Genomic DNA, 12217 nt, shown 5'->3' with positions numbered 1-12217 from the left:
CCGCCACGTTACTTGGCGTGCCGCACGACGTCGGCGAGTTGCCAGATTCCGTCACCAACGTTCCGGCGGCTCCACGAAGGCCTTGCCCAGCTCGCGGGACAGCTCGAGAGCCCGGCGCATCCAGTCCGGCGTCGCACCGGCAAGACCGCAGGCGGGGGTCGGCACGGCGCGTTCGGCCAGGACGCTTTCGTTGAACCCGAGCCGGCTCGCCAGCCGGAACGGCGCTTCACCGACGTCCTTCAGGCTCAGCGGAGCGGCGGGTTCGGTGGTCGGGATCGCGCCCATGAACAGCGTCGCCCCGCCGTCCCACACCTCGCCGATCTCGTCGAGGAACGCGGCGGACACGCCGTCGAGCACCCGGAGGTCGAACGCCAGGCCGTCCGCGCCGGCCTCGCGCAGCAGACCGAGCGGCGGTTCCGCAGCGCAGCAGTGCACGATCACCGGCTGGCCGGTGATCGCGCGCGCCCCTTCGATGACGGTGGCGAGCAGGTCACGAGCCTCGGGTCCCGGCACCGCCGCGACGTTCCCGTAGCCGGACGGCGTCGACAGCCCGCCGGCCAGCACCGTGGGCAGCGACGGCTCGTCGAACTGGACGACCACGGGAGCGCCGATCCTGGACCGGACCTCCGCGACGTGCTCCGCGAGGCCGTCGAGCAGAGACGACGTGAAGTCCCGCAGGGCACCGCGGTCCGTGAGCACCCGGTGGCCGCGGGGCAGCTCGATCCCGGCGCCGAGCGTCCACGGCCCGGCGAGCTGGACCTTGAAGGCAGGTGGCGTGACCCCGGCCTTCTCCTTGGCCTCCTGCAGCGCGTCCAGATCCCAGCGAAGCAGGTCGACGGCCCGCCGGTGTTCGTGCCCCGGCCGGGCAGTGACGCGGTAGCCGCTCGGCACGACCTCGACGGCCAGGTCGACCAGCAGCGCCGCCGTCCGCCCGAGCATGTCCGCCCCGACGCCGCGCGCCGGCAACTCCGGCAGGTGCGGGAAGTCCGGCAGCTCGCCGAACACGACCGCCGCCGCTTCCGCGGGGTCCGTGCCGGGCATCGAGCCGATCGCCGTCGCAGCACCGCTGGGCCAAGCTTGTTTGCTCACAACCCCGGATTCTGGTCGACCACCGGCCACCGACACCGACCGGGCCACCGCACCGCACTCCACGGAGGCGGACATACGCCGCATTTCCCGTTACGTGGTCCGTGGGCGCGTCCGCGCGGATAGGCTGCCCGGTCATGACGAGTTCGCCACCGCAACCGGGCTGGTATCCCGACGCGCGGGACCCGCGGCTGCACCGCTGGTGGGACGGTCAGGCCTGGACCGCCAACACGCGTCCGGCCCACCAGGTCCCGCCGAGCGACTCCGAGCCGATCGAGCTGGACATCGAACGCGCCCACGACCCGTCGCGGATCCAGAACCAGGTCAGCCGCGCCACCCGCGGCCGCGGCAGCGCGCGCAACGGCGGCGGGACGTTGTTCACCGAGCCGGTTCTGGTGGTGAACCAGCGCGCCAAGCTGATCGAGATGGCCAACGAGTTCGGCGTCTTCGACCAGAACGGCACCCGGATCGGCGGAGTCGTCGAGGTCGGCCAGAGCCCGCTGAAGAAGGCGATCCGGCTCCTGACCAACTACGACCAGTTCCTGACCCACAAGTTCGAGGTCCGCGACGCCAACCACAGCACGGTGCTGAAGGTGACGCGGCCGGCCAAGGTGTTCAAGTCCCGATTCCTCGTCACCCGGGCCGACGAGTCGCCGATCGGCGAGATCGTCCAGGAGAACGTGTTCGGGAAGATCCGCTTCGGCTTCGTCGTCGACGGCCGTTCGGTCGGCGGGATCTTCGCCGAGAACTGGCGCGCCTGGAACTTCTCCATCCGGGACCACACCGGCAACGAGGTCGCCCGAGTGACCAAGACGTGGGGCGGCTTCATCAAGGCCGCCTTCACCACGGCCGACAACTACGTGGTCGAGATCCCTCACCCACTGCCGGATCCGCTGGCCAGCATGGTGGTCGCCGCGGCCCTCACGATCGACACCGCCCTGAAGCAGGACACCGACTGACCTAGTGACCGGTGTCTCATCTCCTCCAGGTGGACAGCGGACCCGGCACGGCTCAGGGTGAAGAAAGGCCGGGACGCCGGAGTCTCGCCGGGACGGAGGTCACCGTGGAACCGTTGCCGGAAAGCAGCGACCGGAACTGGACCGAACCGGGGATCTACGAGGTGTCGGCGGGCGTCTACCGGATCCCGTTGCCGCTGCCCAACGACGGCCTGCGCGCGGTGAACGTCTACGCGGTCACAGACGGCAAGAAGCTGGTCCTGGTCGACTCCGGCTGGGCGCTGGACGTGGCCCGTCAACAGCTGACGGACGCCCTCGGCGGGATCGGCGCCGAGCTCGCCGACGTCAGCGAGTTCCTCGTGACCCACGTCCACCGCGACCACTACTCGCAGGCGGTCGTGCTCCGCCGTGAGTTCGGTTCGAAGATCGCGCTCGGCCAAGACGAAGAGCCGTCGCTGAAGGTCTCGGGCAACCCTGAGCGATTGCCGATGGAAGCCCAGGTCGACCTCCTCTTCAAGGCGGGCGCCGGCGAGGTCGTCGAAGCGCTGGGGCGCGAGTTCGGCACGAACCGGCGTCATCGGGAAGCCGATCTGTGGGAAGCGCCCGACGAGTGGCTGACACCAGGACGCCGATCGATCATGCCGGGACGCGACTTCGACATCGTCGCCACTCCGGGACACACGAGCGGACACGTCGTCTTCGTCGACGACGCGGCCGACCTGTTGTTCTCCGGCGACCACGTGCTCCCGCACATCACCCCGTCCATCGGGTTCCAGCCGGTGCCGGCCGAATTGCCTCTGAACGACTTCATGGATTCGCTGCGCTTGGTGCGCTCCATGCCTGACCGTCGCATGCTTCCCGCCCATGGTCCGGTGTCGGAGAGCGTGCACACACGGGTCGACGAACTGCTGGAACACCACCGTGAACGCCTCGAGACCATGGGCGGGCAGATCGCTGCCGGCGCGAGCACGGCGTTCGAGGCTGCGAACCGCGTCGGCTGGACCCGCCGCAAGCGCAAGCTGTCCGAAATGGACTCGTTCAACCGGATGCTCGCAGTCCTGGAAACCGCGGCACATCTCGACCTGCTGGTTTCGCAAGGCAAACTGACCGCGCAGGTCGTCGACGGAGTCCTGCACTACTCGGTGATCTGAGAACTTCCTGCATACTGGGTGCAATGGATGTCATCAGACGTGCCAGGGCAACGGACATCGAGGCGATCGAGCGCCTGTTCGGCGCACCGGGCGGACCGCTGGCAACCGCACTCCGCGACCTCACGAGCACCCCGCACGTCACGCTGGTCGTAGCTGAGGACGGCAACGGCGTCGTAGGCACCGCGCAACTGACGGTGATGCGAGGCCTGGCCTGGGACGGGGCATCGCGGGGCCTGCTGGAAGGGATCCGCGCTGCCCGACGTGGCGTGACCAGCGCGCTGCTGAGCTGGGGTGTCGACGAAGCTCGCCGACGTGGGTGCACCCGGCTCCACCTGGACTCTGGCCTCGCTCGCGCCGACCTGCGGGAGTTCTACGCGCGTTTCGGATTCGAGCACAGTTATCAAGGGTTCACCCGCGCGCTGTGATACTGGCGCCGTGACCGACTACACCATCCGCAAGGCACGGCGTGACGACGTCGATGCGATAGTGCACATGCTGGCGGACGACCAGCTCGGCGCGACCCGTGACGACCCCACCGATCCAGCTCCGTACCTGCAAGCGTTCGACGTTATCGACGCGGACCCGAACCAGGTCGTGGTTGTGGTCGTGGCCGACGACAAGACTGTCGGAACCCTGCAGTTGACCATCATTCCCGGCCTGGCGAGGCGCGGTGCACTTCGCGGTCAAATCGAGGCCGTACGGGTCCGGGCCGATCATCGGGGTTCCGGCCTCGGCGCCGACCTCCTTCGATGGGCGATCGACGAGTCACGGCGGCGCGGGTGCGCCCTTGTGCAACTCACCTCGGACACCTCCAGAACGCAGGCGCACCGGTTCTACGAGCGCCTCGGTTTCGTGCCGAGCCACACTGGATTCAAGCTGAAACTTTGAACGAGCGGCCGACTCGTCCATCCACATAGGACCATTCACGGTCATCACCCACCCTGGATCTGGCGCTGCATAGGTCCATACACACCGACCATTCCGGAACCAGTCCCGGCGAGTCAAGTCACGGAGGGCACGAACGGACCGTTCGTGCCCTCCATCGCAATTTCGCCGAAAACTGCCGTACGGTCGCGCTCATGTCATCTTCGCGACCACTCCGCAAACTCGACCCCACGACCAATTCCCGGAACGCTCACGACAAGCTTCCCTTCATGCTGCAGACTGTCCGCGCAAGCCCGGATACGTTGCAGCGCATGCAAGACGACCAGGTCGTCGAGTTGATACGCGAAACCGATGCCGAGATCTCCAAGCTCCAGGCACTTCAACTGAGAGCGATCGCGGACCTCAGCGTGCGCCGGAGACGGGCACCCAGCACAGCTTCGGAAGTGGCCTTGGCCCTGTCCATAACGGAACACCGCGCCGGTGCCATTGTTTCCGCGGCCAACGCGCTGATCGCCCGGCTTCCGCGCATGCTCAACCTCATGGACGACGGCAGGCTGGACCTCTATCGCGCCATGAAGGTCACGGACGCCACCGCCTGGGTTTCCGGTGACTACGTGCGCATCGTCGACGAAGCGCTCGAAGACCGGGTTCCCGGACGGAACGCCACCCAGGTCCGTCGGGCGGCCGCGTATGCCGCCGCAAAGGCCGACCCGGAAGGTGCCGCGAGCCGGACCGAGCAGAAGCTCCTCGAACGACGATTCAGCCTGCACCACCAAGACACCGCCGTGACCCACCTGTCGATCAACAACGCTCCGACCGAGAAGGCGACCGCTGTCTATACCCGCATCGACCAGGCTGCTCGCGCCCTGAAGACGCCCGAAGAAGCGCGAACACTGGACCAGCTCCGAGCCGACGTCGCGCTGGATCTGCTCCTGAGCGGCACGGGTGGGCCGAGCGCACGAACCGAAGTGTTCTTGCACGTCGACCTGGCCACCTATCTGAGCCTGAACGATCTCCCGGTGACCTTGGCCGGCCGTGGTCCGATCGCACCCGCGGTCGCCCGCAACATCATCAGCGGGCCCGACACGACGTTGCGACGAGTGCTCACCGACCCGCGTACCGGCCAGGTGGTCGAGCTCTCGCCGAAGCGCTATCCGCTCGACTCGGCACATGACGAGTTCATCCGCGTCCGAGACCAGGAGTGCCGACAGCCTGGGTGCACGCGGCCCGCCCAGAGTTGCGGGATCGAGCCGACTCGAGCGTCAGGCGGGACCGAGGCGGTCGTGCACCAGCCGGTCACCTTCTGCTCCCGCCACCGCAAGTTGAAGAACCAGCCTGGGTGGGCTTACGAGGTCACTCCTGACGGGACCGTGAACGTTGCGACGCCGACCGGCGGAGTTCGCTCGACAACACCACCATCAATGCATCCGATCCGGCGACGAGCGAACCGGTCCTCGAAGAAACCTCGGAAATGACGAGGTCAGCGCGTGCTCGCGATCTTCGCGCTGCCCAGGACGATATCGCCGCCGTCAGAGTCTGGTCGGTAAAGCACGACGACCTGCCCCGGAGCGACCCCACGTAACGGTTCGCGTAGCTGCACGGTCATGGTGTCCGAGTCCACCTCGGCGACCGCATCGACGATTCCGCCGTGAGCCCGAACCTGGACCACGCACTCAGTCGGCTCCGTCAGCGGACGGCCACTGGGCCAGATTGGCCGGTCGGCGTCGATCACGTTGATCCCGAGGCCGGCTACGGAGCCGACCTTGACGGAGCCGGACACCGGCTCCAGGGACAGAACGTAGCGAGGACGCCCGTCCGGTGCCGGTGCTTCGATACCGAGACCCTTGCGCTGCCCGACGGTGAATCCGTGCACACCGGTGTGCTGGCCGAGCACTGCACCGGTTTCCGCGTCGACGAGCTCGCCTGGACGCTGCCCCAGCCGGTTCTCCAGGAACTTCTTGGTGTCGCCGTCAGGGATGAAGCAGATGTCGTGGCTGTCCGGCTTGTTCGCGACGGACAACCCCCGCTGCTCGGCCTCTGCTCGCACCTCGGTCTTCCAGGAGTCGCCGAGCGGGAACATCGCGTGACTGAGCTGCTCCGAGGTAAGGGAGGCGAGCACGTAGGACTGGTCCTTGCCACTATCCGCACTACGGCGCAGCTCGGGCACACCGTCAACTACGGACAGGCGCGCGTAATGGCCGGTCGCGACCGCGTCGAAGCCGAGTGCCATCGCCTTCTCGAGGAGAGCCTCGAACTTGATCTTCTCGTTGCAAGTGACACAGGGATTCGGTGTACGACCGGCGGCATACTCGCCGACGAACGTCTCCACGACTTCTTCGGTGAACCGCTCAGCGAAATCCCAGATGTAGAAAGGGATACCGAGAATATCAGCAGCTCGCCGGGCATCGTGCGAGTCTTCGATCGTGCAGCACCCGCGCGAACCAGTGCGCAGAGTGCCAGGTTTCGCCGACAGCGCCAGGTGCACGCCGACGACATCGTGCCCGGCATCAACCGCGCGTGCCGCGGCGACTGCCGAATCCACTCCTCCGCTCATCGCGGCCAAAACCCGCATTGCCTTACACCTCTTGCTTCTGGGTCTGCTTGCGCATTCCGGCGAGTCCGGCCTGCCTCGCACGTGTGACGACACCGCCGATCTCGGCTGCAACCGCCTCGACGTCAGCGGCGGTGGACGTGTGGCCGAGAGAGAATCTGAGCGAGCCACGAGCGGCCGCCGGGTCCGCGCCCATTGCGAGGAGTACGTGACTCGGCTGGGCCACGCCTGCGGTGCACGCCGATCCTGTCGAGCACTCGATGCCTTTGGCGTCGAGCAGCATCAGCAGGCTGTCGCCGGCGCATCCGGGAAACGTGAAATGGACGTGGCTGGGGAGCCGCTCGCACTCTCCACCATTGAGAACGGCGTCGGGCACCTCGCGTCGAATCGCTCCGATGAGCTCGTCGCGCAGTTCCTCGACGCGCTTCGCGTATTCGATCCGAGTGGAGATGCTGGACTGGACAGCAGCCGCGAACCCGACGATCGCCGGGACGTCCAGGGTGCCGGAGCGGACGCTGCGTTCCTGGCCGCCACCGTGCAACAGAGGTACGCAGGTCACGTCACGGCCGAGAAGGAGAGCTCCCACGCCGAACGGTCCGCCGAGCTTGTGGCCGGTCAACGTGAGCGCAGCTGCGCCACTGGCGGCGAAGTCGACTGGGACCGCGCCGACGGCCTGGACCGCGTCCGTATGCAGCGGGATGTCGAACTCGGCACAGACTGCGGCCAACTCGGCGATCGGGTTGATCGTGCCGACCTCGTTGTTGGCCCACATCACCGTCACCAGCGCGACGCTTTCAGGATCCGAGGCGATAGCGGCACGCAGAACCTCGGACGACACCCGGCCCTGGCTGTCCACGTTCAGCAACGTGATCTCTGCGTCGCAGCGGGCTTCAAGCCACTCGACGGTGTCGAGCACCGCGTGGTGTTCGGCAGCGCCGCACAAGATGCGGCGGCGCTGCTTCTGCTCGTCGTGACGAGCCCAGTAGATGCCCTTCAGCGCGAGGTTGTCGCTCTCAGTGCCACCGCCGGTGAAGATGACTTCGGAAGGGCGGGCGCCCAAGGCGTCGGCGATGGTCTCGCGGGCTTCTTCCACCATCCGGCGGGCTCGGCGGCCCGAGGAATGCAGCGCTGAGGCGTTGCCCACGGTGGACAGCGCCTCGGTCATCGCCGCTATGGCTTCGGGCAACATCGGAGTGGTCGCCGCGTGGTCGAGATAGGTCATCGCTCCTTCAGGGTAGTCCGCTCCAGTGCGTGACGAAGCGCACCCTGACCCTCGAAGTGGCCTGTCACACCTTCGACGGCCAACGTCCGGTCAGCCGCACGCCCAAGAGGGCGAGCGCTATCAAGGCGACTGTGAGCAGGGCCATCGCCGGCGACGGGTCGAGAACAGAGCCCACAGTACCGAGCAAGACGCCGCCCAGACCGATGAGCAGTGCCGATCCGACCCAGTCTGCGAGCTGCATCGCCGAGGTGTTGAACCCGCGTTCACCCTCAGGCGAGTAGCGGAGCAGGAGGACCGAGATCGCAGGCATCGCTATCCCCATTCCCGCGCCGCCGACCGCGCAGGCCACGAACGCCGTCCAGCCGGGGCACCAGGGCTGCGAGACCAGGCCGAAGCAGACCAGGCCGGCCGCCACGAGCCAGAATCCGGTGCGCAGGGATGCTTCTCTCGACCAGTTGAGGTATCGACCCTGGGCGGCAGATGCCGCGGACCAGCCCAGTGCCGTGATCGTCAGGGGCAGGCCGGCTAGGGCCGGGCTGTAACCGTGGACCGCGCTCATCGTCAGGGGTAGGTAGGCCTCCATTCCGGCGTATGCGCCTGCGATCAGTGCCCGGGAGGCGACGACGGTGGGGAGACCTCGGCGGGAGGTCAGTGTCCCCACCGGGAGCAATTTGCGGAGGGCGTAGCCGAGGGCCAATAGCCCGGCGGTGCCGTAGCCGAGTGCGAGGAGTGACTGGTGCTGTGCGGCCCAGGTCAGCGTGGCGATGCCCAGGGCGGCGATGATCGCCTGGACCACGCCTGCGCGGGGGCCGCCGGTGGCAAGGACGTGAGCAGGCAGGCGGCGGACGACCACCAGCAACATGGCCACGCCCACGATCACTAGCGGGACCAGGCCGAGGAAGACCCAGCGCCAGCCGACGCTGGCTGTCAGGACACCGGCCACAGACGGGCCGATGACCGCCGGTAGGACCCAGGCTGCGGCGTTTGCGGCGTAGATCACCGGGCGTTCGTAGTCGGTGAACGTCAACGCGATCAGGAGCGAGACCGAGACCAGGAGCAGTCCCGAGCCGAAGCCCTGCAAGGCGCGGCCGAGCAGGAGTGTCGGCATGCCTGTCGCCGTTCCCGCGACGAGCAGGCCGGCTGCGAACAGTGCCGGGCCGGCGAGCAGGGCCGGTGCTGGGCCGCTGCGGTCGCCGATGCGGCCCGACAGGACTGTGGCGACGACGCTGGAGATCAGGAAGATCGTGAACGGCCACGAGTACAGCGACAGGCCGTGCAGGTCGGCGACCAGGGTCGGCATCGCCGTCGCGACGCCCATGTTCTCGAAGGCGACCAAGGTGACCACGAGCAACAACGCGATCGTCGTCAGCCGGTGTTCCGCGCTCCAGAGCACACTGCGGCGGACGGGCGCGGGGTCGATGGTCGAGGTCATGATCAGCAGCGTGCAACCTCCAGCGCGCTGGAGGTCAAGCCGGTTTCAGGCGGTGTGGCGCGCCGTCGGCTCCAGGCGCAGGTCGCGCGCCAGGGCTGCGGCCTCGCCGCGGGAGCTCACGTCCAGCTTGTCCAGGATGTTGCGGACGTGGAACTTCACCGTGTGCTCGCTGAGCTGCAGCTGCTCGGCGATCTGCCGGTTGCGCAGGCCCTGGGAGATTCCCGACAAGACCTCGATCTCGCGGGGGTTGAGCCGGTCGAGCGGACGCAGCTCGGGCGGTTCGGCGACGCCGAGGGGCAGGACTGCGGTGACCGTCGTCCCCCAGCCCGGGACGGCGTCGACCTCCCAGTGGCCGCCCAGGGTGGTGAGCCGTTCCGTCAGGCCGCCCGCCGGGACAGCCGCGGCGACGTCGGGGCTGTCGTCGCGGACCGTGATGCGGACGACCGAGCCGTCCAGGCGCCAGGACGCCCGCAGGCGCGTGGTCGCCGGGCGGTCCAGGGCGGTGAGCACCAGGCCGCGGGTCAATGTCCGGGCCGTGTGGGCGATGTCCTGCGCGAGCGAGCCCTCGCCGACCGGGCTGACCAGGTCGACTTGGACGTCCGTGTGCCGCACCAGGTCGGCCAGCTGGTTCTTGAGCACGGCGAACGCCGCGCCCGCCGGTTCCGCGGACAGGGCCTGGTCGCGGTCGACGACACCCTTGAGCTCGAGCAGGGCGTCGGCGGCGAGGTCGACTGCCGTCCGGCGGGCGGCGGCGTCGGGGAGGCGGCTGGACCTGAGCACCGCCAGGAGGGTCGACAGGGCCGTCGCGTGGGTCTGGCCGAGGTCGGTGATCGCCTGGGCCCGTGCGGTGGCCGCGGCGAGGTTGCTGGCCAGGACCTCCGGGCCCGGGTCGGTCGCGCGCTGGCCGGCGTCCGTGCTGAGGATGTGCCACAGCCTGGCGGCCAGCTCCAGCTCGGCGGCCGGCGGCTCCGGCGACGAGGGCACCACGGCGAGCACCGCGCCCTTGCCGACCGGTGGCGACGACGCGAGCAGGACGAGACGGCGTTCGACGCCGCCCAGGACGCCGTCGACGACCAGGGCCGTGCCCGGCTCGCTGCGGTCGACCAGCCGCTGCAGCTCGACGCTCGTCAACGCCTGGGCGATCGCCGGATCGCCGACGACCTTGAGCGGGCTGCGCGGGCAGTCCCCCGTCTGCATCGCCGCGGCGCGGTGCGGGACCAGCTTCCCCAGCTCGATCGAGAACTGGGTGAGCAGCCGCGGGCGCGGCGCCGACAACAGCCGTTCGACGACGTCGAGCACGTGTCGCGGATCCGACCAGGAAGCGTCCATGGCTCCAACGTAGGCGTGCTCGCGCGTCGGCGGCCTGCTCGTCCGGCTAGTGAACACTGCTCGTCCGAGCGGTTCGGCGCGCCCGCCGGGCGAGTTGACTCGGTGGCGAGGACATTCGAGCATCGAAGGTCCCGAATCGAGGAGCGCAGACGACACCATGCGAGCTATCACCTTCGCCGAGTACGGCGGGCCGGACGTCCTGAAGCTGTCCGAAGTTCCGGTGCCGGAGCCCGGTCCCGGGCAGGTGCGGCTGGCCGTGCGGGCCGCCGGGATCAACCCGATCGACTGGAAGATCCGCGGCGGTGGAATGGCGCAGAACTTCCCGATCGCCTTCCCCCACACCCCCGGGCTCGAGGTCGCCGGGGTCGTCGACGCCGTCGGTGAGGGCACCGGTCTCTCCGTGGGCGAAGAGGTCTTCGGCTGGTCCGAGACCGGTGCCTACGCCGAATACGCCCTGGGGAAAACGCTTGCGCCGAAGCCCGCGGGACTCTCGTGGGCCGACGCCGCGGCGCTGCCCGTCGCCGGTGAGACGTCCCTTCGCGTCCTGAACCTGCTCGAGATCCGCGAAGGCGAGACGCTGCTCATCCACGGCGCCAGCGGCACGGTGGGCCGGTTCGCGGCGCAAGTCGCTGTCGCGAAGGGGCTGACCGTCATCGGCACTGGTAGTAGCCGGAGTCTCGACGACCTGAAGTCCCTCGGCGTCATCCCGGTCCTTTACGGCGACGGCTGGCCGGAGCGGGTCCGCGAAGCCGCGCCGGGCTCGGTCGACGCCGTTTTCGACACGTCCGGGCACGGTGTCCTGCCGGGCTCGGTCGAGCTGCGGGGCTCGCAGGACCGGATCATCACGATCGCCGACGCCGCGGCGTTCGAGCTGGGGCTGACGTTCTCCAGCGGTGGCGAGCAGTCGCGTGAGGTCCTGGAGGGGATCGCCGGCTGGTTGACCGACCGCGGGGTGACCATCGCGCACGGTAAGAGCTACCCGCTCGCCGACGCGGCCGCCGCCCAGACGGAGAGCGAAGGCGGGCACCCCGGCGGGAAGCTGACGCTCGCCGTCGGCTGATCGCGGACGAGCCTGTTGCCGGAGATCGGCAACACACGGAGCAGGCCTGCCGCCAGCCTTCAGTAATACGCGGAACGGGCCTGCTGCCGAAGGTCGGCAACACACGGAGCGAGCCTGCCGCCAGCCTTCGGCAATACGTGGAACGGGCCTGTTGCCGGCAATCGGCGACAGGCCCGTTCGCGAGCTGACCAGGGCCTGTCGCCGGATCGCGGCGACAGGCTCGGATCACTTCGCGGGAGGCGAAGCCAGGGAGGGCATGGCCTGGGCGGCCACGACCTGGGTCGGCGCGGTCTGGATGGCCCCGGCCCGGGGAGGCATCACGTCAGACGGTGCGGTCACAACCCGGGGAGCCACCGACTCGGGCGGCGTCGCCACAACCCCGCGAGCCACCAGCTCGGACGGCGCGGCCACAGTCCGGCGAGCCACCTATTCGGACGGCATGACCACAGCCCGGTGATCCGCCGACTCGGGCGGCGCGGCCACAACCCCGGAAGCCACCAGTTCGGACCGCGCGGCCACAACCCCGCGAGCCACCGACTCGGGCG

At 68.8% G+C, this 12217-nt stretch carries 11 protein-coding genes; 6 read left to right on the top strand and 5 right to left on the bottom strand.

What is annotated here, in order from left to right; genetic code table 11:
- Window positions 1–51 precede the first annotated feature (51 nt).
- Window positions 52–1089: a methionine synthase gene (locus tag OHS58_RS45995; protein ID WP_328646457.1), complete on the bottom strand. Its 1038-nt coding sequence runs from the start codon at window positions 1087–1089 to the stop codon at window positions 52–54.
- 134 nt (window positions 1090–1223) lie between these two features.
- Between OHS58_RS45995 and OHS58_RS45990 the strand changes: the two genes are divergently transcribed.
- From OHS58_RS45990 to OHS58_RS45970, 5 genes are all read left to right on the top strand, one after another.
- Window positions 1224–2045 (top strand): phospholipid scramblase-related protein, encoded by an 822-nt coding sequence (locus OHS58_RS45990; protein ID WP_326946866.1) that lies wholly within the window; start codon window positions 1224–1226, stop codon window positions 2043–2045.
- 104 nt (window positions 2046–2149) lie between these two features.
- Entirely contained in the window at window positions 2150–3193 is a 1044-nt protein-coding gene (locus OHS58_RS45985) for an MBL fold metallo-hydrolase (protein ID WP_328646456.1), read from the top strand.
- 23 nt (window positions 3194–3216) lie between these two features.
- A complete protein-coding gene (locus OHS58_RS45980) occupies window positions 3217–3618 on the top strand; it encodes a GNAT family N-acetyltransferase (protein WP_328646455.1) in 402 nt (133 codons plus the stop codon).
- A gap of 10 nt (window positions 3619–3628) precedes the next feature.
- Complete coding sequence (locus OHS58_RS45975) at window positions 3629–4081, top strand: GNAT family N-acetyltransferase (protein WP_328646454.1); 453 nt, start codon at window positions 3629–3631, stop codon at window positions 4079–4081.
- Window positions 4082–4347: 266 nt separating this feature from the next.
- Window positions 4348–5553 (top strand): DUF222 domain-containing protein, encoded by a 1206-nt coding sequence (locus tag OHS58_RS45970; RefSeq protein ID WP_328646453.1) that lies wholly within the window; start codon window positions 4348–4350, stop codon window positions 5551–5553.
- Window positions 5554–5558: 5 nt separating this feature from the next.
- Here the strand turns inward: OHS58_RS45970 and mnmA are convergent, their stop codons facing one another.
- The 4 genes from mnmA to OHS58_RS45950 form a co-directional block, all read right to left on the bottom strand.
- Window positions 5559–6650: a tRNA 2-thiouridine(34) synthase MnmA gene (mnmA, locus tag OHS58_RS45965; RefSeq protein ID WP_326946862.1), complete on the bottom strand. Its 1092-nt coding sequence runs from the start codon at window positions 6648–6650 to the stop codon at window positions 5559–5561.
- A 4-nt stretch (window positions 6651–6654) separates the two neighbouring features.
- Window positions 6655–7851, bottom strand: coding sequence for a cysteine desulfurase family protein (locus OHS58_RS45960; protein ID WP_328646452.1), 1197 nt, complete (start codon window positions 7849–7851; stop codon window positions 6655–6657).
- 64 nt (window positions 7852–7915) lie between these two features.
- Window positions 7916–9283 (bottom strand): MFS transporter, encoded by a 1368-nt coding sequence (locus OHS58_RS45955; protein ID WP_328646451.1) that lies wholly within the window; start codon window positions 9281–9283, stop codon window positions 7916–7918.
- A gap of 45 nt (window positions 9284–9328) precedes the next feature.
- Complete coding sequence (locus OHS58_RS45950) at window positions 9329–10612, bottom strand: response regulator transcription factor (protein ID WP_326946859.1); 1284 nt, start codon at window positions 10610–10612, stop codon at window positions 9329–9331.
- A 157-nt stretch (window positions 10613–10769) separates the two neighbouring features.
- Between OHS58_RS45950 and OHS58_RS45945 the strand changes: the two genes are divergently transcribed.
- Window positions 10770–11672 (top strand): NADP-dependent oxidoreductase, encoded by a 903-nt coding sequence (locus OHS58_RS45945; protein ID WP_328646450.1) that lies wholly within the window; start codon window positions 10770–10772, stop codon window positions 11670–11672.
- Window positions 11673–12217 lie beyond the last annotated feature (545 nt).

Origin of the sequence: Amycolatopsis sp. NBC_00348 (genome assembly GCF_036114655.1) — a bacterium.
GTDB lineage: Bacteria > Actinomycetota > Actinomycetes > Mycobacteriales > Pseudonocardiaceae > Amycolatopsis.
This window is presented reverse-complemented; position numbering and strand designations above follow the sequence as displayed.

Bases quoted from the DNA above. Each gene is read 5' to 3' on its own strand.
- OHS58_RS45970 (WP_328646453.1), top strand. From the start codon at position 4,348: ATGCTGCAGACTGTCCGCGCAAGCCCGGATACGTTGCAGCGCATGCAA.
- OHS58_RS45955 (WP_328646451.1), bottom strand. From the start codon at position 9,283: ATGACCTCGACCATCGACCCCGCGCCCGTCCGCCGCAGTGTGCTCTGG.
- OHS58_RS45950 (WP_326946859.1), bottom strand. From the start codon at position 10,612: ATGGACGCTTCCTGGTCGGATCCGCGACACGTGCTCGACGTCGTCGAA.
- OHS58_RS45945 (WP_328646450.1), top strand. From the start codon at position 10,770: ATGCGAGCTATCACCTTCGCCGAGTACGGCGGGCCGGACGTCCTGAAG.
- mnmA (WP_326946862.1), bottom strand. From the start codon at position 6,650: ATGCGGGTTTTGGCCGCGATGAGCGGAGGAGTGGATTCGGCAGTCGCC.
- OHS58_RS45990 (WP_326946866.1), top strand. From the start codon at position 1,224: ATGACGAGTTCGCCACCGCAACCGGGCTGGTATCCCGACGCGCGGGAC.
- OHS58_RS45980 (WP_328646455.1), top strand. From the start codon at position 3,217: ATGGATGTCATCAGACGTGCCAGGGCAACGGACATCGAGGCGATCGAG.
- OHS58_RS45960 (WP_328646452.1), bottom strand. From the start codon at position 7,851: ATGACCTATCTCGACCACGCGGCGACCACTCCGATGTTGCCCGAAGCC.